Consider the following 25,371-nt stretch of genomic DNA (forward strand, 5'->3'; position numbering starts at 1 on the left):
TGAACGGATGAGTGAACAACCTTTCAGCCTGCGCACCACCGCGTTGAAAGTGTACTCACCTTCGCTGCTCTACGGCCTCGGTCTGGGCGCCGTGACTCCCGTGATCGCGCTGTCGGCGCTGGACCGCGGAGCCACCCTGGCCACCGCCGCCCTGGTGGTCACCCTCGTGGGTGTCGGATCACTGATCTCCAACATCCCCGCGGCCATGCTCACGACCAAGATCGGTGAACGCCTGTCCATGGTCATCGCCGCAGGGTGGGCGGCGCTGGGCATGGTGCTGGGCATCATCCCTTCGAACCTGGGGGTGTTTGCCCTCGGGGTGACCATGCTGGGCATGGCCGGAGGAGTCTTCAACCTAGCCCGCCAGTCCTACCTTGCCGAGGCCGTTCCCCTGGAATTTCGGGCGCGGGCCATGTCCACGTTGGGCGGGGTGATGCGCATCGGTGTTTTTGTCGGACCTTTTGCTTCCACCGTGGCGATGAATTGGTTGGGCATCGCCGGGGCCTACTGGGTGGGGATGGGCGCGATGGCCATCGCGTTGGTGGTCTGCCTCTGGATCCCTGACCTGCAGAGTCGGGCAGCGGTCGAGGAAGGCCAAAGCCGTGCCGGCGGATCGATGTGGTCCATTGCCAAGGACCAATGGCGGATCCTGTTGGGGGTTGGGTTGGGCATCATTTGCATCTCTGCGGTACGATCCACCCGCCAGATCGTGCTGCCACTCTGGGGCGAAAATCTGGGGCTGGATGCTGCCACCATTTCCCTGGTTTACGGGGTTTCCGGGGCCATCGACATGCTGATTTTCTATCCCGCGGGCAAGGTCATGGACAAGCGCGGACGGGCCTGGGTCGCAGTTCCGTGCATGGCGGTGATGGCCACGTCGTTGTTCCTGCTGCCGCTGACCCATTCGGTGCCCACCATGATGGCGGTGGCCATGTTGATGGGCTTCGGCAACGGGATCGGTTCGGGCATCGTGATGACCCTGGGCGCAGATTACTCTCCGGTCTCGGGCCGGCCCAAGTTCCTGGGACTGTGGCGGCTGATGTCCGACACCGGGGCGATGGCCGGTCCGGTGCTGCTCTCGCTTCTGGTCGCCGTGGCGACTCTGGGCACCGGCGTGTGGGCGATCAGCGGGATCTCGCTGCTCGGTGCGGGGCTTTTCGGTTACTTCATCCCGCGAACCAACCGGCGGCGGATCGGCGACCCGTAACGGGCAAAGAGCTCAAAGACCAGCCATCCGACGACCATCGCGGTCCCCAGGACCAGTGCCAAGCCGACCGCCAGGAACAAGAACAGGGAACGGTCACCCACGGTGCCGATCACCGGGTGTGGCAACAGAAGCGCCAGGCCCATCGCCGCCGCCACGGCGACCGCCCCGGCCCAAGCCAGGAAGCCGAGCATCCGCTCGGACAGCGAGCGCGGTGCTGCGGAGTGCTTGCGCCGGTCAACTTCGCTGCCATGTGCGTGGCGCAGGAACAGACCTGCGGCCACGCTCCACCACGCCACCACCAGATAGGCGGCAATCACATCACCGGGCCGGTGCCATCCCAGCACCAGCGTCGAAGCCCCGGCTAATGCCGCATAGGCCCACCCCAGCAACGCGACCGGCGGCCGGTGCGTCACGGGAACCACGATGAAGATCGCGGCCATGGCAGCCGCGGCAAAGGTCGTGTGACCCGAAGGAAAGGAGTTCACCGAAGCGGCGGAGATGTTCAGGTCCGGCCGGGTGAGCAGCACATGCTTAAGCAGCTGGGTCGTGCCGGTGGCGCCGAGCAGCAGCAAGCCTGCCACGGCCGGGCGCAGGAAGTCGCGCCTGCGGAGAAGCGCGAAGAGAATGAATCCACCGGCCAGCAGGGCCGAGGCGGCAGGCATATAGTCCAAGAAGGCCAACGCGGGCCTGCGGGTCTTATCTGCGGCGAGGAAAGCCTCGCCGCCCAACAACGCCGCCTCGTCGATCCATTGACCCAGCTTGGTGTGCACAAAGAAGGTATACGCGGCCCAAAAGAGGGCGCCCAAGAGCACCAGCGCGCCATACCAAGGGGTCAAGGTGCGGCCGGAAGACGTCGGTTTCGAAGGGCTCATCTCCTTTAGGATTCCACAGAACCATCGCTGTGCACCCAGAACGTGGGCTTTCTCCCACCGCGGTGGCCCATGTGTCGGTGGTGCCGCGAGATGTTCTGCCTTGCCCCGGTGACAGCGCTGAAGCCTTCGACGGGGAACCTGGCGTGGAACCACCGACCGCGGGCTCGGGCCCGGAGGGAAGCTAGGCTGGAAACCATGAACCAGCTGCCCTCCCTTGACGAGCTCATCGATGCTTCCCACGTGGTGTCCTTACCCATGAACGTGCAGTTTCGCGGGGTGCGGCACCGTGAGGCGATGCTTCTGGAAGGACCGGCTGGATGGGGCGAATTCTCCCCGTTCCTGGAATACGGCCCGGTGGAAGCCGCAGCCTGGCTGCGCTCGGCCATCGAGGCGGCCTGGGAAGGCTACCCGGACCCGGTGCGTCACACGGTTCCGGTCAATGCAACTCTCCCCGCGGTCGGGCCAGAGCACATCGCCGGCGTCCTAGCGTCCTACGACGCTGCCCACACCATTAAGGTCAAGGTCGCGGAGAAGGGCCAGGACCTTGCCCAGGACATCGCCCGGGTGGCCGAAGTCCGCCGGTTGTTGCCCGGGGCAGCGATCCGCATCGACGCCAACGCCGGATGGTCCCACGATGAGGCCATGACCGGGCTGGAAGCCCTGGCCGAGTTCGGACTGCAATATGCCGAACAGCCGGTGGCCGGTATCGAGGGGCTGGCTCGGGTGCGCAAGGAAGTGGCTCGTCGCGGGCTCGGGGTGTTGATCGCCGCCGACGAATCGGTGCGCAAGGAATCGGACCCGCTGGCCGTGGCACGTGCCGGGGCAGCGGACCTGATTATCATCAAGGCCCAGCCGCTGGGCGGGGTACGCCGGGCACTGGCGGTGGTTCGCGATGCAGGGTTGCCTGCTGTGGTTTCCTCGGCCCTGGACACCTCCATCGGACTGCGACAGGGCGCCGCACTAGCAGCAGCCCTGCCCGAACTGCCCTACGCCTGCGGGCTGGCCACCGGATCACTCTTCTCCACGGACATCACCACCGACAGGTTCCTAGCGGTCAACGGGGAACTGCACCTGCGGGAGATCGCGGCGGACCCGGACCTCATGCGCCGACACGGCGTTGATCCTGAACGCCGGTCCTGGTGGAACCAACGCCTGGCCGACTGCCACGTCCAACTGCAGCGATCCGGTTCCAGGCCCTGACCCGGCACTCCTCCCAAGGGGTGACGTCCCTCACTTTTTCGGGAAATAGCAATACATGACACGTGCCGGACACCGCGCGTTAACCTTCCGGCGGCCGGGTGCTCACCGGTGGCTGGAACGCTATAAATCGAAGTCATCCACTCGATCGCGTTGCACGGAGATAACCATGAGCCTCACCCGCACCTTCCTTCCCATGCTCGGTCACACTCGCGGTAACCGCGACGCGGCCACCTGCCACTTCAAGTGCGGTAATGCCTGCGCTAAGGACGTGTGCAACACCAGCGAAAACGGCTACTTCCGTGACATTGCCGATTCGGCGCTTGGGCGCCGTGCCGTTCTGGGGCTCGGTGCGGTCGCCTCGGCCGCCCTGGTCATCGGCACCGAAGCCTTCGGGACGCCTGCCGCTCACGCCGACACCATCGTTGCGCCGAAGGGCGGCGGAAAACTCAACTTCAAGGCCATCGCGCCGGTTCCCCGCACCCGCGACGCCATGACCGTGCCCGAAGGCTACGATTGGGCGCCGGTGATCCGCTGGGGTGACCCGCTGTTCAATAACGCCCCGGCCTTCGACATCACCAAGCAGAGCGCCAAGCGCCAGGCAGGCCAATTCGGCTACAACAACGACTACCTGAACATCATCGTGGACAAGTACTCTGGACGCTCCGGCGTCCTGGTGGCCAACCACGAGTACACCAACGAAGACTTGATGTTCGATCCGGCATGGTATGAGGCCAACAAGTCCGAAGCGGCAAAGATCGCCATGGCAGCCCACGGATTCTCCGTGGTCGAAGTCAAGCGTGTGAAGGCCGGAACCCCGTGGTCCTATATTCGCGGGGGAGAGCGTAACCGCCGCATCACCGCTACCACTGCCTTTGCCATCGACGGTCCGGTCGCGGGTTCCGAGCTGCTCAAGACCGTGGCGGACCCGACCGGGCGCAAGGTGCTGGGTACCTTGAACAACTGCGCCGGCGGCACCACCCCCTGGGGCACCGTGCTCTCCGGCGAAGAGAACTTCAACCAGTACTTCCGCGGGACCGGAACAGCCAACGATGCTCGGTACGGCATCTCGGATGAGGCCACCGAGCGCGGCTGGGAAGATGTAGACCCGCGCTTCTCCGCCCACAACCCCGGCTATGAGAACGAGATCAACCGCTTCGGTTGGATCGTGGAGATTGACCCGCAGAACCCGAACTCAACCCCTGTCAAGCACACCGCCATGGGCCGTTTCAAGCACGAAGGCGCCAACGTGGCCGTCGCCAAGGACGGGCGCGTGGTGGCTTACTCGGGTGACGACGAGCGTTTCGACTACGTCTACAAGTTCGTTTCCAAGGACAAGTACCGCCGAGGGGACCGCAGGCACAACATGACCCTGCTCTCCGAAGGCGATCTCTACGTTGCCAAGTTCTCCGGGAACTCACCGGCCGCCCAGATCGATGGATCCGGCGCGGTTCCGGCGGACGGTTCCTTCGACGGCAGCGGAACTTGGATTCCGCTGGTGCAGGACGGCGTCTCTAAGGTCCAAGGCATGAGCCTGGACGAGGTGCTGGTCTACACACGTCTGGCCGGCGACAAGGTCGGGGCCACCAAGATGGACCGTCCCGAGGATGTGGAACCGAGCCCGGTCACCGGCAAGCTCTACATCGCACTGACCAACAACACCCAGCGAGACACCTCCGGCAAGGCCACCGTCGATGAGGCCAACCCGCGGACCAAGAACCGCGATGGGCACGTCATCGAGCTGACCGAGCGCAACAACAACGCCACAGGAACCGAATTCATTTGGAACATCCTGCTGGTCGCAGGGGATCCGTCGAAAGACGAGAGCACCTACTTCTCGGGATTCCCGAAGAACAAGGTTTCACCGATCGCCTGCCCAGACAATCTGGCCTTCGACTCGAACGGCAACCTGTGGATCTCCACCGACGGTCAGCCGGGCACCATCGGCTACTGCGACGCCCTGCACAAGGTCACCCTGACCGGCAGGGAGCGCGGCAAGGTCGAACAGTTCCTGGCAGTCCCGGCGGGTGCTGAGACCTGCGGTCCGCTGATCCACGACCGCGACGGATCGGTGTTCGTCTCCGTCCAGCACCCGGGCGAGGGTGGCACCTTCAAGGACCCGACGTCCTTCTTCCCCGATTACGTCATGAACCCCTCCAAGGCCAAGCGCGGAGAGGTCTACGGGCCGCGGCCCTCGGTGGTCCAGGTCTTCACCACGGCGAAGGGCCATGGCCCTAAGGACAAAGACAAAGACAATAACGGCAACGGCCACGGAAACAACAAGGGCAACGGCCACGGCAACAACAAAGGCAACAACCAGAAGTAACTACAGAGCGCCCGCGGATTCCGGGCGCGGGCCAGCGTAATGCTCCTCGTACCAGCGGTTTGACACCGTTGGTACGGAGAGCATTTTGCTTGCCAAAAAAATTCCCCGTGTTGGCGGTTGTCAGGAATGTCCGGATGCCGGAAATAGCTAGTGTGTAAGACTTCCCAACGAGATCGAGGGAGGCCCATGCAACCGGATGCAAGGTTGCTGGAGGGCGAAAGTAGACCCCCAAGCGCACCCGAAGAACTGTTCAGCAGTTTCTACCGTCAGCATTATTGGTTGGTCCTGGCGTTTGCTCAGCGACGGATCAACAACCACGAGACGGCACGTGATCTTGCCAGCGAGACCTTCAGGGTCGCTTGGACCAAGTTCGAGCAGGCCGAGCAGCTGGGTCTGGCCTTCCTGTACCAGACCTGCAAGAACCTGATCGGCAACGAATACCGGCGCCAACTGCGAGTTGCTGCACTTGAGGTCAAGTTGCAGCACTGCCCGGATCGGGGTACCAGCGACGAACACGCGGCCAGGTTGCGTGAGGCCATGCTGGGAATGCGCGATGCAGAGCGCGAGACCCTGTACCTGACGTACTGGGAGGAATTGAGCGCCCAACAGCTTTCAGAGATCCTGGGCTGCACCGTGGAAGCGGCGTGGGCTCGCATCAGCCGCGCCCGTAAATCCCTCAAGCACATCCTACGAAGCGAGGTCCCCAATGCGTAAGCAATTTTTCGAGGACGACAACATGCTCGATGCCGGGATCCGGACCTCGAACCCGTTCCCTGTCGAACAGACGCCGGCGCTGAACCAACGAGCCCTGGACGATCTGGCCTCCATCTTGGCCGAACCGGCGAGCGCCAATGATTCCGTCGATGACTCGACGAAGCGCGGCGAAGACGCGGTGGAGGAATCAATGCCGAGCAACGTGGTTGCGCTGGGAACCTAGCGCAAGACCACACGTCGTTGGGTCCTGGGGACCTTGGCCGCTGCCGCCGTGGCAGCGCTCCTGGCGGTGCCGCTGGGATCCGTTTTGGATGGCACCACCAAGGCGACCGCGTCGCCCCTGCCGCTGACAAGCATCAAACCAGCCACGATGAGTACGGATGAAGCTGTTGCAGCGCTAATTGAAGCTGTTGCAGCGCTAATTGAAGCTGCCCAGAGGCATTCCGAACCCGCGGACTTCAACGCCGGCCACCTGACGGTTGGCCGTTGGGAGGCCGGGTCCATGTTCGTTCCCTTGGCAGATCAGTACACAGATCCTGTGGTTCTCGAGGACGGCACCGGAACAATCACCTTGATCGAGGGTGATGTCGACGAACGGATCTCTATCCCGACGGTGACCGAGACCCGACGGGCCAAGGATCTCAGCGGCAGCATCACACAGACCGTGGGTGACCCATTTTCGATCACCGGCGAAACCGTCACGTTTGTTCCCTTCGACGGGAACCAAGTCCCAGGCAGCGTCGACACCATCGATTTCAAGCCCGGCGAAATGCAACTCTGGTTCAAGACGGCCCCGAGTAGCGACCCCACCAAGCTTTTCGACCAGATCCGGATGTTCCAGGCATCCAATAGCGCCGCAGTTGGTGACGGTTCGGAGGGGTTCGTGCAAAGCCTGGGGTTCATGCTGACGGACTGGAAACCGGACCAGTCCCAAAGTATAGCGGTGTTGAACATGCTGCCCAAGATCAAGGGCTTGGAATTTCTGGGTACGAGCACTGACCGGTGGGATCGCGCAGTCATGGTCTTCGGCGTCAAGACGCCCGGCATGGGCGGCACCAACCAGAGCATGATCATGTTCAATCCGGACACCGGACGCCCCATCGACTATGTCGAGGAATTCCATGTTGACCGGAACGATAGCACCCAGGACCGGGACTTCATCGATATGGTTACCCGCTATATCGCCATCTCCGAATAGGCGGAAAGGGGTTCTGGTCGGGGACGGAATTAGGATGGTAGTCATGCCCTCCGATTCCGTCCCCGAACTTTCCTCCATGGACGTTGCCCGCCTGTTGCTTGCCACACTGCAGACCCACGAGGTCCGCGACGTGGTGATCTGCCCCGGATCACGCAGCGCCCCGCTGGCTTACGCACTGGCCGAGGCGGAAGCCGCAGGAACCATTCGTCTGCACGTGCGCATCGACGAACGTGATGCCGGGTTCACTGCGCTAGGGCTGAGCCTGGCCAGCGGCGCACCCGTACCGGTGGTGACCACCTCGGGCACCGCGGTGGGGGAGCTGCTGCCCGCGGTCATGGAAGCCAACCACGTGGGGGCCCGGCTCGTGGTGCTCTCAGCCGACCGCCCCACCGAGCTGCACGGCACCGGAGCCAACCAGACCACCAACCAGATCGACTTGTTTGGTGTGCACGTGCGCAGCAGCATCAATATCTCGGCCGGGGGGAATCCCGATTCGCTAGTAGCCTCGGCGATGGCCGCGGCCGCAGGAACGAATCTGCTGGCTCCCGGTCCGGTCCAGATCAACGTGGCCTTCCGGGACCCGCTGGTTCCTGGGCCGGGAGACTCGCTGCCTACCTTCGGAGCGAACCTCTCCAGCCCGCCGGTCCCACAGAATCACGAGAACAACATCAGCTGGGGGACTCCGCAGCAGGGCGCAGAATTTCGGACCGTGGTGGTCGCGGGACACGGAGCCGGCCCCGAGGCAGAAGACTTCGCCCGGGCACTTGGGCTTCCGCTCTTTGCTGAACCAAGCTCCAATGCCAGGTTCGGCCCGAATGCCATCGGCCCCTACCGACCATTGCTGGCCCGGCACGCGCACCGCATCGAACGGGTGGTGCTCTTTGGTCGGGCGACCCTGAGTCGACCGGTGGCGCTGTTGCTGGGAAACACCGACATCCAGACTGCTTTGTGGGCACCGAAGCCCGCACCTTGGTTTGAACCGGGCCGCAGACGCGAGCAACTCATTTCCAAGGCCGCTGAACTGGTCCGTTTTGCCGGGAATCCTCCGGCCGGATGGTTGGGCTGCTGGCAGGAGCTGGGGAAGCAAGCAGAAACACTCATCGAGGAATGCGTGGATGCCGGCGGTCTCTTGAACGGTCCGGTGGTCGCGCGCGAAGTGTGGGCGCGGGTCGAAGGAAACCTGGTTTTGGGATCCTCCAACGTGATCCGGGATGTGGATCTTTGCGGGACACCTGCGGACCGGACCAAGGCACGCATTTACGCCAACCGCGGGCTGGCCGGCATCGACGGTACGGTAGCCACCGCCACGGGTATTGCCCGGGCACGCACGGCAACCAAGACCACGCTGTTGGTCGGGGATGTGACATTCCTGCACGATGTGGGCGGTCTGCTGATCGGTGACGGGGAACCCGAGCCCGAGATGGAGGTGGTGGTCCTCAACGATGCTGGCGGGGCCATCTTCTCCACCCTCGAACACGGGGCCGTCGCGGAATCGGGCAACTACGCCAACGCCGTCGAACGGCTTTTTGCCACCCCGCACAAGGTGCGTATCTCCTCTCTGGCCGAGGCCTACGGATGGCAATACGTCGGGGTGCAAAGTCTTGACGAGCTCAGGAAGTTATTGTCCACCGGTGCCACAGGGAGGCGGATCATCGAAGTCGTCGTATCGCGCAAGGAACTGCGGACGATGCACACTTCGATCGCCGACGCGGTGAATACGCTGTCCTGGCCGGTCGCCGAAGGCTGAACCAGGAATCGTTCCAGGCCACCGTGGGTTGCCGTTTCCTGCTGGCACAACAAAGCTCGGGCCCCCAGTCCTTGATGGACGGATGACCCGAGCTTGGAAGTGAATAACAGGCCGAGGTGCTACTCGGCGATCTCCACGTGGGTGGGATCGAGCACGCGCCTCAGGAAATCCTGGGTACGCGGCTGCTGCGGGTTACCGATAACGTCCTTGGCCGGGCCTTCTTCAACTACGACGCCGCCGTCCATGAAGACCACGCGGTCGGCGACCTCCTTGGCGAAAGACATCTCGTGGGTCACCACCAGCATGGTCATGCCGGCCTTGGCCAGCGAGCGCATGATGGCTAGGACTTCGCCCACGGTTTCCGGGTCAAGGGCCGAGGTCGGCTCGTCAAAGAGCATCAGCGTCGGGTCCATGGACAATGCACGGGCAATGGCAACACGTTGCTGCTGGCCGCCGGAGAGCTGGTCCGGGAACCGATCACCGTAGTCGCCGAGTCCCACGCGGGTGAGGTTCTTCTGGGCCGTTTCCTTGGCTTGTGCTGCGGAACGTTTGAGGACTTTGGTCTGCGCCACCGTGCAGTTCTGCATGACAGTCAGGTGCGGGAACAGGTTGAACTGTTGGAACACCATGCCGACCTTCTGGCGCATCGTGTCCAGATTGACATCAAGATCGGTGGCCTCGAAGCCGCCGACGTGGATGATTCCGGCATTGGGTTGTTCCAGGAGGTTGACGCAGCGCAGCAGCGTCGATTTTCCCGAACCCGAGGGCCCGATGAGGCATACAACTTCGCCGGGCTTGACCTCGAGGTCGATGCCCTTGAGGACTTCGTTGTCGCCGTAGGACTTGTGCAGGCCCCGGATGTCTACGCCTGAAGCCTTGAACGTGGTTTGGGTGTTGTTGTCAGTCATGAGGAGATTCCCTATCGCTTCGTCCGTGCAGTACGGGATTCAAACTTTCGAGCGACCAGGCTCAACGGAACGGTGATTACCAGGTAGAGGGCACCGGCCACAATCAACGGGGTGATTCCGGCCCCGAGGGAGGTGATGCCGTCGCGCCCGATCTTGGTCATTTCGTACTGGGCCATGCTCGCTCCCAGAATAAAGGCCAGGGAAGAGTCCTTGGTCAGCAAGATGACCTCGTTGGTCATTGGCGGAAGGACGATCTTGAATGCTTGGGGGATCACGATGGTGATCATGGCTCGCCACGCGGGCATGCCGAGGGACCGAGCGGCCTCGATCTGGCCCTTGGGAACAGCCTGCAGACCTGCACGCAGGGTTTCGGCGATGTAGGCCGCCGAAACCAAGCCAAGAGAAACCATGACCACTACTGGTTGCGGCCAGCTGGTGCCGGGGAAAGCGGTAGGTACACCGTAGCCAAAAGCGATCAGGACCAGGATGGCTGGAACTCCGCGGAAGAACTCGATGAATCCGGTCGCCAACCAACGGTACGGTGCGAAGCTGGCCATCTTCATCAGCGCAAGGAGCAATCCGAGGGTCAAGCCGAAGGCAAAGGAGATGACGGTGTAGAACACGGTGTTCTTCAGTCCGACGGTGATCAGGTCGGGGAAGATGGGGCCAAGCTTGTCGAACGCGAAGAAATTTTCGCCGAGGATCTTCCAATCGACTTGGAGCACCACGGCCACGATGATGCCGACGAAGATGACGATTTGGATGATTTTGCTTAATCGGGCGCGTTGACGAGTAGTCATGGCCATGGGATTGAAGCCTTTCGTGAAAGATAGCGAGGCCCCGGTTCCGATCGGGAGCCAGGGCCTCGCCTGAGAACATGCATCAAACGGGAATGACTTTAGTTGGTTGCGCCGAACCAGGTTTCGGTGAACTTGGCCAGTGATCCATCATCGGTCAGACGTTTGAGCGTCGTATTGACCTGGTCCAGCATGGCCGTTGCTCCCTTGGGGACGGCAACGCCCAGCTGTTCGCCGGTCGTGAAGTCCGCAACACGCTTGAGTGTCGGGTCATCCTTGATGGCGTAGCCAAGCACAGACTGGTTTCCCAAGGTGGCAACGGTTGTCCCGGCCTTCAACGAAGCGAGCTGGAGGCCCGAGTCCTCGTAGCCGATGGCGTCAAGACCGTTTTCCTTGGCAAATTTTGCGCCCGTGGTGGCCTGCTGCACGCCGACCTTCTTGCCCTTGGCGGACTCCAGATCGGTGACGCCCGATCCTTCCTTGGCGACGAGAGTCAGATCGTCATCCATGTAGGGGGAGGAGAAATCCATGTTTCCCTTGCGGGCATCGGTGATGGAAACCGAGGAAATGGCGATATCGCACTGGGTCTTGAAAAGCCCGGATTCAATGGCATCGAAGCTGGAATCAATCACGGAGAGTTCAACCTCCATGTCTTTGGCGATTTCGGCGGCGATATCCATATCGAAGCCGACGATCTTGCCTTCTTTGTTGGTGAACTCGAACGGCTCGTACGGGATGTCTGAACAAACGGTGAGCTTGCCCTCGCTGATCAGCGTGATGCCGCTGGCGTCCGAGGACGCTGCCGGGGTATCGCTGTTGCCGCAGGCCGTCAGTGCCAAGGTGCCAACGGCAGCCACTGCCAGTGACTTGAGTACGGTTGATGAAATCCGCATGGAGTGTGATCCTTCTCTAGGTGATCGCTCGCAGGTCTTGCGTCGGAGATCATTCTAACCGTCGGCGCAACACTTTGAGATATGCCTCACAGGCTACATAGAGTTTCTCCTTGTAAACAAGGGCTGTTGTGCAACTGTTATGTCGGCCGTTTCGCCGGCGCTAGATGCCCAGGGCCTCACGCATTGGGCGCATCTTGGCCCACGACTCGGCAAGCTCTGCCGCCGGATCGGACGCCGCGACCACGCCGCAGCCGGCGTAGAGCCGCACCGAGGTGGGCGATTCGACCACTCCGCCGCGCAAGGCAATGCCGAATTCGCCATTGCCGCGCGTGTCGATCCAACCCACGGGTCCGGCGTACGGGCCGCGGTCCATGCCTTCGAGTTCGCGCAGGATCCGGCCGGCTTCCTTGGTGGGGGTGCCGCACACTGCGGCGGTCGGGTGGAAGACCTCGGCTAGGTCAAGCACTCCTGGAACGCTTCCGTCCGCGCGTGTGGCCAGAGTTGCCTTGACGTCGGAGGCCAGATGCCAGACATTGGGCAGCTGCAGGACAAAGGGCTCATCCGGAGCATCCATGCCCGAGGCCAGCGGACCGAGCTGTTCGGTCAGCGAGTCGATCGCCAGTTGATGTTCGTGACGCTGCTTCTCGTCCTCGAGCAGCATCCGGTGGGCATAGTCGGGATCGTCGCTGGGTGCGGTGGCGCGGTCCAGTGTCCCGGCAAGCACCCGCGCCTCGGCGAAATCGCCGCGTACACGCACCAACATCTCGGGGGTGGCTCCGATGAGCCCGTCCACCGAATAGGTCCAGCAGTCGTTGTAGCGCAGGGCCAGCTGGCGCAGGACCTGGGCAACGGCAATGGGCGAGGCCAGCTCCGCCACGGCGTCGCGGGCCAACACCAGCTTGGTCACAGCCCCGGACTCGATGACGGACACGCCCTTGAGCACCGACTCCCGGTAGGCCTGCTCGGAGATCTGCCCGGCCACCAGTTTGTCGGCACCGGCGCCGAGCTCATGCTCGGGGGAGTAGTCCTCCAGCAGGCCCGCCAATTCGGTCTCGGCTGCCTCGGCGGACAGTTCGGCCTCGGGGTCGGCCACGGTGTAGGTGATCCAGCTGCACGTCTCGTTGCGCCCCACCACGATCTTCGGGACGATCAGCCTCGAGGCATAGCTGCTGGAAAACGAGAAGGCGAAGGCCCCGAAAGCGATCAGCCCGGTGCCCGGCTGCTGCAGCGGATCCTGCACATCGGCTGCTTCGGAGATCGCGTCCCACCAGTGCCGCGCCAGCGCAAAGCGCTCGGCCCCGGTGGATTCGAAGCGTGCGACCTGGCCGAAGCCGATGGTCCCTTCCCCATGCCGGGACCAGACCAGGGACTCGTCGCGCGTGATGTAGTCAAGCAGTCCGTGCTCGCTCATGGCCGGACGCTGGATGGTGATCGAACGCAACAGCGGAACGGTGCCCGGTGGCTGGGTGCCCGGGGCAGCGGAAAGTTGGGAAGTCATGGTCTGCTTAGCTTACCGCCGGAAATGAGGCCCTACGGAGCCGACGTGGCGCCGCTCACGCCTCGAGCGCCTCTGCGCGTTTTCGCGCTTGTCCTTGAACTTTGCGACAATGAAAAGGTGAGCCGTGCATCGTTGGAAAAGCGTCCCGAAGAAGTTCAAGCCATGTTTGACGATGTCGCCGAGCGTTACGACGTGATGAATGAGATCCTCTCCATGGGCCAAACCCGGCGCTGGCGCAAGATCGTGGTCGATGCGCTGGGTGCCACGCGTGGGCAGCGAGTGCTGGATCTGGCGGCCGGGACCGGCGCTTCGTCCGAACCATATGCGGACGCCGGGATCGGTGTTGTGGCCTGCGATTTCTCCCACGGCATGCTGAGGGTCGGCAAGCGCCGGCGCCCTGATATCGACTTTGTCGCAGGGGATGCGACCAACCTGCCCTTTGCCGATAATAGTTTTGACTCATCGACCATCAGCTTCGGGCTGCGCAACGTAGGTGAACCGAAAAAAGCACTGGCCGAGATGCTGCGCGTGACCAAGCCCGGCGGCAGGCTGGTGGTTGCCGAGTTCTCGCACCCCGGCTGGGCGCCGTTTCGCACCGTTTACACCGAATATTTGATGCGCGCCCTTCCTCCGGTGGCCACCAAGCTCTCTTCGAACCCCTCGGCCTACGTCTATCTGGCCGAATCCATCCGCGCTTGGCCCGCGCAGAACCGGCTGGCCGCGTGGATTGAGGAAGCCGGATGGGAATCATGCCGCTACCGGAACCTCTCCGGGGGCATCGTGGCAGTGCACCGGGCCACCAAGCTCCAGGCCCAGGAATCAGCCTCATGACGTCATGCCGGGCCCGCGACCTGCCGTATGCCGACCACGAAGGAAGTCCCGGCATGGTTTGGCGATAGAGTGAACCATGTACTTGAGCAGCTGGTGCCAACCGACCAGCAACCAGTATCGGCCTACCCGCCGCGGCTGGAACCGACCGTCGAGAGATAGTAAGTCTTAGAACAGTGACCGATTCACAGACAAACTGGACAGCTGCCGGACACGGCGTGCACGACTCCTTCGATTTGAACCCCGAAACGGGCGTGCTGGCTGCAGCCGTGAACCTTCCCGGGGGATTTGGGCTCATCGCCCAAGACCCCGAGTTCGGCCCCGCCATCGCCACCGGACTGGCCAAGGTCGAGAAGCTGTTGCGCGACGCCATAGCTAATTCCGACCCCCTGATTGATGCCTCCAGCCGCCACCTGGTTGAAGCCGGTGGCAAACGCATCCGGCCGTTGCTGGTGGTGCTGGCCTCGCTGCTGGGCGATGGGGTGACCGAGGAGGTCATCAAGGCCGCGGCCATCGTGGAGCTGACCCACCTGGCGACGCTCTACCACGACGACGTCATGGATTCCGCCCCGATGCGCCGCGGAGCACCCACGGCCCACGAGGTCTGGGGGAACTCGGTTGCGATCCTCACCGGTGACTTGATCTTCGCCCGCGCCTCGGTGATCGGCTCGGAGCTCGGTCCGGAGGCGGTGTCCATGCAAGCACGGACCTTTGAGCGGTTGTGCCTGGGCCAGCTGCATGAATCCGTGGGTCCGCGGGAGGGCGATGACCCCATCGAGCACCACCTCAGCGTCATCTCCGATAAGACCGCCTCACTGCTGGCAACCTCCGGTGCCTATGGGGCGCTCTTCGGTGGGGCAGAGCAGTACGTCGAGGTCCTGCGCTCCTACGGAGAGAAGGTCGGGGTGGCCTTCCAGGTCGCCGACGACGTCATCGATGTCACAGGTGCCCAGGTGCGGTCGGGCAAGACCCCCGGTACCGATCTGCGCGAAGGTGTTCCGACGCTACCAATCCTGTTGATGCGCAACGCCGCGGCAGCGGGGGACGAAGACGCCGCGCGCGTGCTTGAGCTCGTTGATGGGGACCTGACCAGCGATGAGGCCCTGGGCCTCGCCGTTGCTGCGGTCTCCGGCAACGATGCCACCAACCAGGCGTGGGACGTGGCCCGAGCTTGGGCCGATGACGCGATCGAGTCGCTGGCACCGCTGCCCGAAGGAACGGTTAAGGCCTCGCTGACGGCCTTTGCCGACGCCGTGGTGACCCGGGAGCTCTAGGGCTTCACCGGATGTAATCCATCAATAACTGAACCTGGTGGGGTCCTCGCCCCAGAGGCTCGCTGCACCGAGGGCCGCCCGCAACTGGGCGGCCTTTTGTGCACGCTCGGCAACCGGTACCCGGTGGCGCAAATGCCCGTAGAGGTTGTCGCCGGAAAAGCGGGGGAAGACGTGCTGGTGGTAATGCCAGACGTGTTGGTTGCCGGCCGGTTCGTTGTGCTGGCGGGTGCTGGTTCCTTCGGGGTTCCAGGCGTGCTTCATGGCCAGGGCGATGCGCCGGGTCTCGAACATGATCTGCGCGGCAATATCGTCGGGTAGGTCATAGATCGCCTCGTGGTGCTCGACAGGGATCACCATGGCGTGCCCGCCGTGGGGCCCGAATCCGTCGCACGCCATGATGACGGCCACGGATTCGGTGCGGTAGATCAGGTCAGTTGCCGCGCAAAGGTTTCCGGCGCTTAGTTCGCCGCCGGCCAGCAGCTCGCAGAACGGGCAGGCATAGTCCGCCGGAGCATGCGATGTCCAGAGTCGATCCATGAAGCTGCTGTTAGTTGTCCAGCTCGGGGGACAGCTCGTCGAAGACCCAGCTGAACATGTCTAGGACATATTCGCTGAAGGTTCCCTCTTCGGACTTCCACACGCCGCGGGCATTTTGCCGCCGGTAAACGATCGGGTCCGGGACCTCGAGCTGGTCGATGCGGAAGCCCCACACGTACTTTTCCTCTTCGTCCTCGAGGAACAACAGGTAGCCATCTTCGATCTCGAGCTCTTCGGGATCGAAGAAGTAATGGTAGGCCTCCATGAGGTCTTCGCAGCCGCCCAGGGCCTGATAGAACTCGCGCAGGACCAGTGGGATGGGGGAGTCGACCTCGGCAAGGTCTTCTTCGAGCTCGGACTCGGTGAGTCCATCTTCGGTTTGCCACTCGTCCTCGAGGTACAGCGGAACCAGTGAACGGAACTTCTCAAGGAACATTTCAGCCATGACATCCATCCTATCGGCCAGCCGGGCTAGTTCAGGTCCACTGCCTTGAGTGCCAGCCACAATTGCACTCGGTCGGCGGTGGTCGTCGGATCGTAGCCGGAAAGCTCACTGACTTGCTGCAACCGGTAGCGCACGGTGTTCCGGTGCAATCCGAGGGCTTCGGCCACCGAGCCGACACTTCCGTCAAGTTCCAGGTAGCTGCGCAATGTGCCCAACAACTCGGCGGCATGTTTCTTATCGAAGGCCTGCAACGGCTCCAGGGCCTCCAGTGCCAGCGCCTGGAGCGGGACGTCGCGAGCGGCCAGCAGCAACGAGGTCAGCGACAGTTTGGAGGGGGTGTTGATGCGTTCGCCGTGGCGCAGCGCCTCGACCGCCTCGAAAAAACTCCAGCGTAGACCGTTGGGTTGGGTGTAGCCGCCGCCGAATCCGACCGTGGCTTTGATTCCTGCACCCTGCAGGAACGCGTCGATTCCGTCGGCGACCTCGGTGCCATCGTTGCGTGCCACGACCAGCGCCAGCCGATCATCCACGATCGCCGAGACCACGTGGTCGAAGCCCGGGGGGATCGGAAGGGTACGTAGGGCCGTTTCCTGGCCGGACTCGGCAGCCACCAGCACCACCGAATGCGGCCGGTTCGGAACCACCCCGATTCCTTGCAACCGCGCATCCGCCTCCGGCCCCTTGAGCGTTCCGGCCATCAAATCGGAGAACGTCTGGCCGGCGACCATGCGATTGGATTCGCGCAGCAGGGCCTGGTTGGCCAGTTCCAGCCCGATCAGGCTCTGGGCATAATGCACCAAACCATCGTGCGAGTAAGGCTCGGCGAGGTACAGGGTGCACTTGTCACGCATACCGGTGGCGATCGGTACCCGATGCCACTCGTCTCCGCCCAGCTCGGGCCCGTGGAGTTTTGCCGCGTATTGGGTCAGCGCGACGGCGGTGCCCAGTTTCCGGGACAGCTCATTGAGCATCGCGCGCAGGCCGCCGGTCAACAGCGTGGACGCCAGCTTCTGGTGGCCCTGTAAGAGCTGCTCAAGTCGTTTGAGGTGGTCATCGTTCAGCGCGTCAGCGATGAGCTTGGTGATGGCGACGAACGGAGTTTCGTAGGGGACTTCGAAGACCGGCAGCCCCAGCTCGGTGGCCTTGCGGATGACTGCCGCCGGGACATTGCGGTGGCTGAGCCCGGTGCCGAAGCCCAAAGCCAACACCCCGGCGCCGGCAAGTGTGTCGACAAACGCTTCCTGAGCGGCGATGGTGTTTTGCCTCAGTCCAGTGGTCAGGACAATTTCCCCGCCGGTCAGAAACGGCGAAGGATCGCGCAGCTCGGTGACGGCCGCCCATTCTATGGGGGTCACCCCGACGTCTGTGATGTCGGTGTGAGCCTTGAGCCCCAGGGTGTGGGACTCAAGAAGTTTCAACAAAGTGATGGCCATGCACCAAGTCTATGGAACATGTTGTGCATTCGCACGGCGAGTTGTGCGGAATCGCCGGAAGATGTGGCGCAGCTCTTATAGCGGGGCTCACATGTGGGTTAACGTTGATGCATGACCACTCAATCTTCTGCTCAGGGCGGAAAACCCGCTCTGGCAAGTCGAGAGACCTTCTCTACTCGCAAACTATTCATTCTCTCCGCCATCGGCTCCGCCGTCGGCCTGGGGAATATCTGGCGCTTCCCTTACATCGCCTATGACAACGGTGGCGGCGCCTTTCTAATCCCGTATTTGGCTGCGTTGCTGAGCGCCGGTATTCCGCTGCTCTTCCTTGACTACGCGATCGGACACAAGTTCCGAGGCTCGGCGCCGCTGGCATACCGGCGGCTACACCGCGGCGCAGAGGTTTTGGGCTGGTGGCAGGTGCTGGTGTGTTTCATCATCGCCATTTACTACGCGGTCATCATCGCGTGGGCTGCGATGTACACATGGTTCTCCGTCACCAAGGCATGGGGCGATGACGCCGCAGGCTTCCTGATGGGAGAATTCCTGCAAGTCGCCGAGGTCCCGGGAGTAACCCTCGACTATGTTCCTGGCATTTTCTGGCCGCTGCTGATCGTCTGGCTTGTGATCATCGTGATCATGGTGGCCGGCGTGCGCAGGGGCATCTCGCGAGCCAACGGCATCTTCCTGCCGCTGCTGGTGGTCATGTTCGTGCTGCTCGTTGCCCAGTCGTTGTTCCTGCCCGGCGCGATTGACGGCCTGAACGCGTTCTTCACCCCCAATTGGGAAGCCCTGGGCGATCCCACCGTATGGGCGGCAGCCTATGGCCACATCTTCTTCTCCCTCTCGGTTGCCTTCGGCATCATGATCACCTATTCCTCCTACCTCAAACGCAAGACCGACCTCACCGGCTCCGGCATGGTCGTTGCCTTCGCGAACTCCGGATTCGAGATGCTCGCCGGTATCGGCGTTTTCGCTGCTTTGGGTTTCATGGCACAGGCCGCGGGAAGTGCAATCGACGAGGTTGCCACCGCCGGTATCGGGCTGGCCTTCATCGCCTTCCCGACCATCGTTTCTGAGGCTCCGTTCGGGGCAATCATGGGTGTGCTCTTCTTCGGCTCGCTTGTCTTTGCCGGCGTCACTTCGTTGATCTCGATCCTTGAGGTCATCGTGGCTGCGGTGCAAGACAAATCGGGTTGGAGCCGCGTCGCCTCGGCGGTTGCCGTCTGTGTCCCTGTTGCACTGATTTCCATTGTGCTCTTCCCCACGGTGACAGGCTTGTACCTGCTGGACACCTTCGACGCATTCGTCAACAGCTTCGGCATCCTCGCCGGTGCGCTGGTGGCCGTGGTGATGATCGCTTGGGTGTTCCGCAAGCTCCCGGTGCTCTCCAAGCACCTGAACCGGACTTCCTCGATCAAGATGCGTTGGACCTGGATGATCCTGGTCGGTGTCGTTGCCCCGTTGGCACTTGCCTACATGCTCTACAACGAGTTTGTTACCAAGATCAATGAACCTTACGAGGGCTACCCGGTGGATTTCTTGGCCGTTTACGGGTGGGGCATGGCCGGGGCCTTGGTGGTCGTGGCGATCATCCTGTCCCTGATCCCCTGGAGTAAAAAGTCCAAGATCGACGACCCAGAGTACGCGGCAATTGCTGCAGAGGAAGACGAGGAAGCAACATCATGACACCCATCGCGATCACCATGCTGGTCATTTCGCTGGCAACTATTTGGGGCGGACTTGCGCTCTCGCTGGTCCACCTGTCCCGGCACCCGGAAGACGAGGGCCAACTGCCCGAAGACATCGCGCCGGAACTCTAGTCGCGACCAACCGCACCACATGCGGGCCCTCACCCCGGGACATCATCCGGGGGTGAGGGCCCGCGTCTTTTTTGGGTGGGCGATGTCCTGTGCATCTGCACTGCTCCGGGCGAATCCGACTGTGCCAATTTCACTGGCGGACGTTGCTCGAGACGGCATAGGCTACTGGGAAGTAGATACCAACAAGTCACCGGGCAAGAGATCCGGGGAAGGGGCTGATCGTTCATGGACGTCACCTACCGCATTACACAGAAGCGCGACATCAATGGCGCATTCCCCGGCACCAAATCCATCGAGCTTGCGCAACGCCGTTCGGCGGCAGTCGCCACCGGTGTTTCCTCCGCGCTGCCGGTCTACGTGGCGGATGCCGATGGCGGCATCATCGTCGATGTCGATGGCAACTCGATCATCGACCTGGGCTCCGGAATCGCTGTGACATCGGTCGGTGCCTCCAATGAAAAGGTCGCCGCCGCCGTGGCCGCCCAGGCAGCCCGCTTCACGCACACCTGCTTCATGGTCACCCCCTACGAGGGCTACATCGAATTGGCCGAGAAGCTGGCCGAGATCAGCCCGGGAACCCACGCCAAGAAGGCAGTCTTCTTCAACTCCGGGTCCGAAGCAGTGGAGAACGCCATCAAGGTCGCCCGGGTGGCCACCGGCCGCCAAGCGGTGGTGGCCTTCGACCACGCCTACCACGGCCGTACCAACTTGACCATGGGGCTGACCGCCAAGGCAGCACCCTACAAGCGCGGTTTCGGCCCGCTGGCATCGGAAATCTACCGCATGCCCATGAGCTACCCGTACCGCGAGGAAAACCCGAACATTACGGGCCGGGAGGCTGCCGAGCGCGCCATCCTGGCCATGGAGAAGCAGATCGGCGGCGATCAGATCGCCGCCATCATCATCGAGCCGATCCAGGGCGAGGGCGGCTTCATCGTCCCGGCCGAAGGATTCCTGCCGCGCCTGAGCGAGTGGGCCACGGAACAGGGCATTGTTTTTGTCGCGGATGAGGTGCAGGCAGGATTCTGCCGTGCCGGCGCCTGGTTCGCCTCCGAGATTGAGGGCATCGTCCCGGACATCATTACGGTGGCCAAGGGCATCGCCGGCGGCATGCCGCTTTCGGGAATCGTGGGCCGCGCCGAACTACTGGATTCCGTCCACCCAGGTGGCCTGGGTGGGACCTACGGCGGCAACCCCGTTGCCGTTGCCGCAGCACTGGAAACCATCAAGTTCATGGAAGAGCAGGATCTCGCCGGCCGTGCCCGCGAAATCGAGGAACAGTTTTTCACCCGGATGCGTGCCCTAGCCAACGAGGTCTCGATCATCGGCGACATCCGTGGCCGCGGCGCCATGGTGGCCATCGAGCTGGTCAAGGCCGGCAGCACCGAGCCGGATGCTGAGACCACCAAGAAGATCGCCGCCGACGCCCTGGCCGCGGGCGTGCTGATCCTCACCTGTGGCACCTACGGCAATGTCATCCGCCTGCTGCCGCCGCTGGTCATTGGCGATGAGCTGCTGGCCGAGGCCTTCGAGGTGCTGGAAGGCGCCATCCGCGCCAACGCATAGCTCACGTCGCTGCAGCGTAAAAAGTAAAAAGAGGCAGGTTGGTTCTCCCAGATCCGGGACAACCAACCTGCCTTTATTGCTGCTATCGGCGGGTTAGTCCGGACGCGGGGCTGCGCGTCTAGGAAACCTTGGTGGAGCCGAGTCTGCGGGGCTCTCTGGCCATGTCGATGCACAACAAGATGACAGCTACCCAGATTAGCGAAAATCCGATCAGGCGTTCGGGCGGCATGGGTTCCTTGAAGACGACCATGGCCACGATGAACTGCAGGATCGGGACTAGGAACTGCATGGTACCCAGGGTCGAGAGCGGGAGCCTGCGCGCCGCCGCGCCAAAGAGCAGCAGCGGGACGGCGGTGACGATTCCGCTGGCCGCCAGCAACCAGAAGTGTGCCGGCCCTGCCGATACCAACGTGTCCGCATTGGTGAGAACCAGCCAGATCATGAACCCCAGCGCCGGAACCAGCAGGATGATCGTTTCCATGGTGAGCGAAGTCAACGCGGTGGCGGTGCGCCCCACCCGGTTCTTCACAAAACCGTACAAGCCAAAGGAGAACGCCAGCGTCAGGGCGATGTACGGGACGTTGCCATAGGCGAAAGTCAGGGTGATGACGGCCGCCAGGCCGAACCCGATGGCCACCCATTGCATGGTGCGCAGTTTTTCCTTCAGGAAGATCACGCCCAGGCCAATGGACACCAGCGGGTTGATGAAATACCCCAGCGCTGCCTCGGTGGCATGGCCGTTGAGCACCGCATAGGTGTACGTTAGCCAGTTCACCGCGATCAGCACCGAAGCGATCGAGAGCCGGATCATGGCCCGACGGTCGCGGCTCAGGGCCAGGAACACGGTCCAACTTTTGGACACGCTGAGCAGAATCATGCAGAAGACCAGCGAGAAGACGATGCGCGAGGCGACGATCTCCCACGGGGAGGCGATGGCGATCGTCAGGAAGTACAGCGGCATCATGCCCCAAAGGCCGTAGGCACCCAGTCCCTGAAGTAGTCCGGTGGAGCGTTCGCTAGCTGGTCCCGTGCTGGTGGCAGTCGTGGCAATGGCGGGCTTCGGGGTCATGATTGGCTCAACAGGCGGTACATCGATTCTATTTCGGCGGTACGGATCCGCAGGCAAACCTTGCAGGATCGGGGTCCGTTCGCACGGCTCTTGGCCCTGCTCGCGGGTAACATGGGTGTTTGGCGTCGTGTCGGGGCATGGTTTGTCCCTTGCCTGTGAGCCTATCGTGGGGTCGGTGTCGGCCGGAATTCCGGTGCGGAACCTCTGCCCATCGAAGGCTGATGGAATCAAGGGGAACCCGCCGGACCGGGCGTGAGACTGCTTACAGTGATTCACGTTTGCCCGACGGAGCCAATTAGACTAGCTGGGTGTGCGCTATTTGCTCGCCCCAGTGATCATTCTCCGGAAGGAATCCCCTCGTGTCCGATTCAGCTGTACGCCCGCTCCGTGTCGCCATCATCGGGGCAGGACCGGCCGGCGTCTATGCTGCCGACATCCTTACCAAGGCGGAGCGCGAGTTCGAGGTCAGCATCGACCTGCTCGACGCCTACCCTGCCCCCTACGGGTTGATTCGCTACGGTGTGGCGCCCGACCACCCGCGCATCAAGGGTATCGTCAACGCGCTGCACAAGGTGCTGGACCGAGGGGATATCCGCTTCCTGGGAAACGTGACCTACGGCCGGGACCTGAAGCTCAGCGATATCCGTGAAATGTACGACGCGGTGATCTTTGCCACCGGCGCCATCAAGGACGCCCGGATGGAGATCCCGGGGATCGAGCTGGAGGGTTCCTTCGGCGCCGCAGACTTCGTCTCTTGGTATGACGGGCAGCCCGATGTCCCACGCACCTGGCCGCTGCAGGCCAAGGAGATCGCGGTGCTGGGCAACGGCAATGTGGCCCTCGACGTGGCCCGTGTGCTGTCCAAACATGCCGAGGACCTGCTGGTCACCGAGATCCCGGACAACGTTTTTGAAGGTCTGAAGGATTCGCCGGTCACCGACGTGCATATCTTTGGCCGCCGTGGCCCCGCGCAGGTGAAATTCACCCCACTGGAGCTGCGCGAACTGAGCCAATGCCGCGACGTGGACATTGTGCTCTACCCGGAAGATTTCGAATTCGATGAGGCCTCGGACGCGCTGATCAAGTCCAACAACCAGGTCAAGACGATGGTCAACACGCTGACCAACTGGATTGTGGAGGAGCAGGACACCGGGGCTTCGCGCCGCTTGCACCTGCACTTCTTACATAACCCGGTGGAAATCAGCGGTGAGGACGGCAAGGTCTCCGGCATCAAGTTTGAACGCCAGGAGCTCGACGGCACCGGCAACGTCAAGGGCACCGGCGAATTCATCGACTACCCGGTGCAAGCCGTCTACCGGGCCATCGGATACCTCGGTTCCGAGCTAGCCGAAGTTGAATATGATGCGCAGCGCGGTGTCATCCCCAATGAGGGCGGACGCGTACTGGACGCAGATGGATCGCATGTGGCGGGTGTCTACGCCACGGGTTGGATCAAGCGCGGACCGGTTGGCCTGATCGGTCACACCAAGGGTGATGCGCTGGAAACCATTGGGAACCTGCTCGAGGACCGGCTCTCGCTGCCGATGGCCAGCAACCCGAGCGAAGACGCAATCATCGAACTGCTCGAAGCCCGCGGCGTCGAATACACGACCTGGGATGGCTGGAAAAAGCTTGATGCCCACGAGATTTCCCTGGGCGAGGGTGCTTCCCCGGCACAGACCACCAACGGTCCGGTTGACCGTGCTCGGGTGAAGGTCGTGGAGCGCGAGGAAATGGTCAGGATTTCCCGCGGCTAGACTGTAGGTTGCAGGGGCTCGTGATTTCCGAAGTAGCGGAAAGCACGGGCCCCTGTCTTGTGCGGCAAGGAACCGCATGGCGGCAATGAACTGGGGACGTCCCCGCTTCCCCAAGGCATCCGACCAGGAAGTGGTGCGCTGGATGGAATCCTCGTCGTCGGGGGACCATGCGGCCACGCTATGTGATCCGAAAGGCAGGGGGAAATGCGGGCAGCGCGGCAACGGTGCGCTAGCGTACTAGAATCGTGAAAAATGAAATAGCTCAGAAAAGTCGCCGGCCGTTGCCCGAAATTGCCGCGAACTTGGTCCGTGGCGGCCTGATTGGTGCCGTCGAAACCATGCCCGGGGTGAGCGGCGGCACCGTCGCACTGGCCGTGATGATCTACGAGAGGCTCATCGCCTCTGCCTCCAGCTTGATCGTCGGGGTCTACCAGGTGCTTGCGGGCATCGCCCGTGGGGCAGCAGCACGCCGCGAGGGGGTTAGCCGCCTGCGTCAGGTGGACTGGCTGCTGGTCGTTCCACTGCTCGGGGGCATGATTGCCGGCATTCTGCTGATGTCCCAGGTGATGGAGGACCTGTCCGCGAACCACCCGGTGTTGATGCGGGCGGCGTTCTTCGGCATGGTGCTGGTGTCCTTGTTGATCCCGATCCGTTTGGCCGGCCGGTGGCGCCGTCGCGACACCGCTTACGCGGTGCTCGCTGCGCTCATTGCCGGCATCGGCGTCTCGCTGCCGCCGCAGACCCTTGAGGTGACGCCGCTGACGATCATCGCGTGTGCCGCCGTGGCCGTGTGCGCCCTGGCGCTTCCCGGCCTCTCGGGATCGTTCCTGCTGCTCGCGCTGGGCCTCTACGAGCCGACGCTGGCGGCGGTCAACAACCGCGAACTCGGCTACCTCGGCCTGTTCATGGTCGGTGCTGTGGTGGGAGGCGTGGTGATCGTGCTCGGCCTGCGCAAACTGCTCGCCGTGCGTCACCACCTCACCATGGTGGTCATCACGGGGCTGATGGCCGGTGGCCTGCGCGCCTTGTGGCCGTGGCAGGACGAATCCCGCAACGTCGTTGCCGCGGACCCTGCCACCCTGCTGCCGGTTGTGGCGCTCGCCCTAGGCGGCGCCTTGATCGTGGGACTTGGCGTCTGGGCGGAGTTGCGAGCGACGGTCAAGGCGACGGTCAAGCAGGACGCCGCCTAAGGAAGATCGTGGATCCCGGCACGACAAAGCGGCCCGACCTCCCGAAGGAGGTCGGGCCGCTTTGTCAGTGGTGGCTCGTAGCCAGGGCCTGG

General features: G+C 62.8%; 23 protein-coding genes. 14 read left to right on the forward strand and 9 right to left on the reverse strand.

Going from position 1 to position 25,371, the window contains the following annotated elements:
* Nucleotides 1-7 precede the first annotated feature (7 nt).
* A complete protein-coding gene (locus ADIAG_RS08475) occupies nt 8-1,207 on the forward strand; it encodes an MFS transporter (RefSeq protein ID WP_007270935.1) in 1,200 nt (399 codons plus the stop codon).
* Here ADIAG_RS08475 and ADIAG_RS08480 read toward each other — a convergent pair.
* Nucleotides 1,162-2,079 carry a phosphatase PAP2 family protein gene (locus tag ADIAG_RS08480; protein ID WP_007270936.1) on the reverse strand — a complete coding sequence of 306 codons (918 nt, stop codon included), beginning with the start codon at nt 2,077-2,079 and terminating at the stop codon, nt 1,162-1,164. The two genes, ADIAG_RS08475 and ADIAG_RS08480, sit on opposite strands and share 46 nt — an antisense overlap.
* Nucleotides 2,080-2,274: 195 nt before the next feature.
* Here ADIAG_RS08480 and ADIAG_RS08485 point away from each other — a divergent pair, with 195 nt between their 5' ends.
* The 6 genes from ADIAG_RS08485 to menD all read left to right on the forward strand — a co-directional run bounded on the left by ADIAG_RS08485 (nt 2,275) and on the right by menD (nt 9,261).
* On the forward strand, nt 2,275-3,279 hold the full coding sequence (locus ADIAG_RS08485; protein WP_007270937.1) for an o-succinylbenzoate synthase: 1,005 nt from the start codon (nt 2,275-2,277) through the stop codon (nt 3,277-3,279).
* A 166-nt stretch (nt 3,280-3,445) separates the two neighbouring features.
* Complete coding sequence (locus ADIAG_RS08490) at nt 3,446-5,602, forward strand: PhoX family protein (RefSeq protein ID WP_007270938.1); 2,157 nt, start codon at nt 3,446-3,448, stop codon at nt 5,600-5,602.
* 186 nt (nt 5,603-5,788) lie between these two features.
* Complete coding sequence (locus ADIAG_RS08495; protein WP_007270939.1) at nt 5,789-6,316, forward strand: RNA polymerase sigma factor; 528 nt, start codon at nt 5,789-5,791, stop codon at nt 6,314-6,316.
* Nucleotides 6,309-6,539, forward strand: coding sequence for a hypothetical protein (locus tag ADIAG_RS08500; protein WP_007270940.1), 231 nt, complete (start codon nt 6,309-6,311; stop codon nt 6,537-6,539). The genes ADIAG_RS08495 and ADIAG_RS08500 overlap by 8 nt, the downstream gene beginning before the upstream one ends.
* Before the next feature lie 147 nt (nt 6,540-6,686).
* Nucleotides 6,687-7,514, forward strand: coding sequence for a hypothetical protein (locus ADIAG_RS08505; protein ID WP_152426098.1), 828 nt, complete (start codon nt 6,687-6,689; stop codon nt 7,512-7,514).
* A 43-nt stretch (nt 7,515-7,557) separates the two neighbouring features.
* Nucleotides 7,558-9,261 carry a 2-succinyl-5-enolpyruvyl-6-hydroxy-3-cyclohexene-1-carboxylic-acid synthase gene (gene menD / locus ADIAG_RS08510; protein WP_007270942.1) on the forward strand — a complete coding sequence of 568 codons (1,704 nt, stop codon included), beginning with the start codon at nt 7,558-7,560 and terminating at the stop codon, nt 9,259-9,261.
* A 119-nt stretch (nt 9,262-9,380) separates the two neighbouring features.
* Here menD and ADIAG_RS08515 read toward each other — a convergent pair whose 3' ends face one another.
* The 4 genes from ADIAG_RS08515 to ADIAG_RS08530 form a co-directional block, all read right to left on the reverse strand.
* Complete coding sequence (locus ADIAG_RS08515) at nt 9,381-10,169, reverse strand: amino acid ABC transporter ATP-binding protein (protein ID WP_007270943.1); 789 nt, start codon at nt 10,167-10,169, stop codon at nt 9,381-9,383.
* An 11-nt stretch (nt 10,170-10,180) separates the two neighbouring features.
* Nucleotides 10,181-10,975: an amino acid ABC transporter permease gene (locus ADIAG_RS08520; RefSeq protein WP_007270944.1), complete on the reverse strand. Its 795-nt coding sequence runs from the start codon at nt 10,973-10,975 to the stop codon at nt 10,181-10,183.
* Nucleotides 10,976-11,067: 92 nt separating this feature from the next.
* Nucleotides 11,068-11,859: an ABC transporter substrate-binding protein gene (locus ADIAG_RS08525; RefSeq protein WP_007270945.1), complete on the reverse strand. Its 792-nt coding sequence runs from the start codon at nt 11,857-11,859 to the stop codon at nt 11,068-11,070.
* Nucleotides 11,860-12,019: 160 nt separating this feature from the next.
* Nucleotides 12,020-13,357: an isochorismate synthase gene (locus ADIAG_RS08530; protein ID WP_007270946.1), complete on the reverse strand. Its 1,338-nt coding sequence runs from the start codon at nt 13,355-13,357 to the stop codon at nt 12,020-12,022.
* A 117-nt stretch (nt 13,358-13,474) separates the two neighbouring features.
* Here ADIAG_RS08530 and ADIAG_RS08535 point away from each other — a divergent pair, with 117 nt between their 5' ends.
* Nucleotides 13,475-14,188, forward strand: a complete 714-nt coding sequence (locus ADIAG_RS08535) for a demethylmenaquinone methyltransferase (RefSeq protein WP_043474122.1) — start codon at nt 13,475-13,477, stop codon at nt 14,186-14,188.
* A 173-nt stretch (nt 14,189-14,361) separates the two neighbouring features.
* Complete coding sequence (locus ADIAG_RS08540) at nt 14,362-15,459, forward strand: polyprenyl synthetase family protein (RefSeq protein ID WP_043474124.1); 1,098 nt, start codon at nt 14,362-14,364, stop codon at nt 15,457-15,459.
* A gap of 21 nt (nt 15,460-15,480) precedes the next feature.
* On the opposite strand, the gene ADIAG_RS08545 is transcribed toward ADIAG_RS08540, so the two are convergent.
* From ADIAG_RS08545 to ADIAG_RS08555, 3 genes are read right to left on the reverse strand one after another with little or no spacing between them, the layout of a single operon-like run.
* On the reverse strand, nt 15,481-15,996 hold the full coding sequence (locus ADIAG_RS08545) for an HIT family protein (protein ID WP_007270949.1): 516 nt from the start codon (nt 15,994-15,996) through the stop codon (nt 15,481-15,483).
* 10 nt (nt 15,997-16,006) lie between these two features.
* On the reverse strand, nt 16,007-16,441 hold the full coding sequence (locus tag ADIAG_RS08550) for a hypothetical protein (RefSeq protein ID WP_007270950.1): 435 nt from the start codon (nt 16,439-16,441) through the stop codon (nt 16,007-16,009).
* 26 nt (nt 16,442-16,467) lie between these two features.
* Complete coding sequence (locus tag ADIAG_RS08555) at nt 16,468-17,874, reverse strand: PucR family transcriptional regulator (protein WP_007270951.1); 1,407 nt, start codon at nt 17,872-17,874, stop codon at nt 16,468-16,470.
* 111 nt (nt 17,875-17,985) lie between these two features.
* On the opposite strand from ADIAG_RS08555, the gene ADIAG_RS08560 reads away from it, so the two are divergent.
* From ADIAG_RS08560 to gabT, 3 genes are all read left to right on the forward strand, one after another.
* Nucleotides 17,986-19,563 carry a sodium-dependent transporter gene (locus ADIAG_RS08560; RefSeq protein WP_007270952.1) on the forward strand — a complete coding sequence of 526 codons (1,578 nt, stop codon included), beginning with the start codon at nt 17,986-17,988 and terminating at the stop codon, nt 19,561-19,563.
* The gene (locus ADIAG_RS20880; protein WP_007270953.1) at nt 19,560-19,697 is read left to right on the forward strand and encodes a methionine/alanine import family NSS transporter small subunit; all 138 of its coding nucleotides are present in this window, start codon (nt 19,560-19,562) and stop codon (nt 19,695-19,697) included. The genes ADIAG_RS08560 and ADIAG_RS20880 overlap by 4 nt, the downstream gene beginning before the upstream one ends.
* Before the next feature lie 225 nt (nt 19,698-19,922).
* Nucleotides 19,923-21,263 carry a 4-aminobutyrate--2-oxoglutarate transaminase gene (gabT, locus tag ADIAG_RS08565; protein WP_007270954.1) on the forward strand — a complete coding sequence of 447 codons (1,341 nt, stop codon included), beginning with the start codon at nt 19,923-19,925 and terminating at the stop codon, nt 21,261-21,263.
* A 118-nt stretch (nt 21,264-21,381) separates the two neighbouring features.
* Here the strand turns inward: gabT and rarD are convergent, their stop codons facing one another.
* The gene (gene rarD / locus ADIAG_RS08570; protein ID WP_007270955.1) at nt 21,382-22,332 is read right to left on the reverse strand and encodes an EamA family transporter RarD; all 951 of its coding nucleotides are present in this window, start codon (nt 22,330-22,332) and stop codon (nt 21,382-21,384) included.
* 359 nt (nt 22,333-22,691) lie between these two features.
* Between rarD and ADIAG_RS08575 the strand changes: the two genes are divergently transcribed.
* Both ADIAG_RS08575 and ADIAG_RS08580 read left to right on the forward strand, forming a co-directional pair.
* On the forward strand, nt 22,692-24,089 hold the full coding sequence (locus tag ADIAG_RS08575; RefSeq protein ID WP_007270956.1) for an FAD-dependent oxidoreductase: 1,398 nt from the start codon (nt 22,692-22,694) through the stop codon (nt 24,087-24,089).
* 245 nt (nt 24,090-24,334) lie between these two features.
* Nucleotides 24,335-25,279: a DUF368 domain-containing protein gene (locus ADIAG_RS08580; RefSeq protein WP_007270958.1), complete on the forward strand. Its 945-nt coding sequence runs from the start codon at nt 24,335-24,337 to the stop codon at nt 25,277-25,279.
* Nucleotides 25,280-25,371: the final 92 nt, after the last annotated feature.

This window comes from Paeniglutamicibacter gangotriensis Lz1y (genome assembly GCF_000348945.1).
GTDB classification, from domain to species: Bacteria; Actinomycetota; Actinomycetes; order Actinomycetales; family Micrococcaceae; genus Paeniglutamicibacter; species Paeniglutamicibacter gangotriensis.

What these genes read in the sequence shown, in the direction of transcription:
- ADIAG_RS08485 (WP_007270937.1), top strand. Translation starts at nt 2,275, where the DNA reads ATGAACCAGCTGCCCTCCCTTGACGAGCTCATCGATGCTTCCCACGTG.
- gabT (WP_007270954.1), top strand. Translation starts at nt 19,923, where the DNA reads ATGGACGTCACCTACCGCATTACACAGAAGCGCGACATCAATGGCGCA.
- ADIAG_RS08550 (WP_007270950.1), bottom strand. Translation starts at nt 16,441, where the DNA reads ATGGCTGAAATGTTCCTTGAGAAGTTCCGTTCACTGGTTCCGCTGTAC.
- menD (WP_007270942.1), top strand. Translation starts at nt 7,558, where the DNA reads ATGCCCTCCGATTCCGTCCCCGAACTTTCCTCCATGGACGTTGCCCGC.
- ADIAG_RS20880 (WP_007270953.1), top strand. Translation starts at nt 19,560, where the DNA reads ATGACACCCATCGCGATCACCATGCTGGTCATTTCGCTGGCAACTATT.
- ADIAG_RS08515 (WP_007270943.1), bottom strand. Translation starts at nt 10,169, where the DNA reads ATGACTGACAACAACACCCAAACCACGTTCAAGGCTTCAGGCGTAGAC.
- ADIAG_RS08500 (WP_007270940.1), top strand. Translation starts at nt 6,309, where the DNA reads ATGCGTAAGCAATTTTTCGAGGACGACAACATGCTCGATGCCGGGATC.
- ADIAG_RS08555 (WP_007270951.1), bottom strand. Translation starts at nt 17,874, where the DNA reads ATGGCCATCACTTTGTTGAAACTTCTTGAGTCCCACACCCTGGGGCTC.
- ADIAG_RS08475 (WP_007270935.1), top strand. Translation starts at nt 8, where the DNA reads ATGAGTGAACAACCTTTCAGCCTGCGCACCACCGCGTTGAAAGTGTAC.
- rarD (WP_007270955.1), bottom strand. Translation starts at nt 22,332, where the DNA reads ATGACCCCGAAGCCCGCCATTGCCACGACTGCCACCAGCACGGGACCA.
- ADIAG_RS08520 (WP_007270944.1), bottom strand. Translation starts at nt 10,975, where the DNA reads ATGGCCATGACTACTCGTCAACGCGCCCGATTAAGCAAAATCATCCAA.
- ADIAG_RS08560 (WP_007270952.1), top strand. Translation starts at nt 17,986, where the DNA reads ATGACCACTCAATCTTCTGCTCAGGGCGGAAAACCCGCTCTGGCAAGT.
- ADIAG_RS08525 (WP_007270945.1), bottom strand. Translation starts at nt 11,859, where the DNA reads ATGCGGATTTCATCAACCGTACTCAAGTCACTGGCAGTGGCTGCCGTT.
- ADIAG_RS08495 (WP_007270939.1), top strand. Translation starts at nt 5,789, where the DNA reads ATGCAACCGGATGCAAGGTTGCTGGAGGGCGAAAGTAGACCCCCAAGC.
- ADIAG_RS08505 (WP_152426098.1), top strand. Translation starts at nt 6,687, where the DNA reads ATGAGTACGGATGAAGCTGTTGCAGCGCTAATTGAAGCTGTTGCAGCG.
- ADIAG_RS08530 (WP_007270946.1), bottom strand. Translation starts at nt 13,357, where the DNA reads ATGACTTCCCAACTTTCCGCTGCCCCGGGCACCCAGCCACCGGGCACC.
- ADIAG_RS08480 (WP_007270936.1), bottom strand. Translation starts at nt 2,079, where the DNA reads ATGAGCCCTTCGAAACCGACGTCTTCCGGCCGCACCTTGACCCCTTGG.
- ADIAG_RS08545 (WP_007270949.1), bottom strand. Translation starts at nt 15,996, where the DNA reads ATGGATCGACTCTGGACATCGCATGCTCCGGCGGACTATGCCTGCCCG.
- ADIAG_RS08490 (WP_007270938.1), top strand. Translation starts at nt 3,446, where the DNA reads ATGAGCCTCACCCGCACCTTCCTTCCCATGCTCGGTCACACTCGCGGT.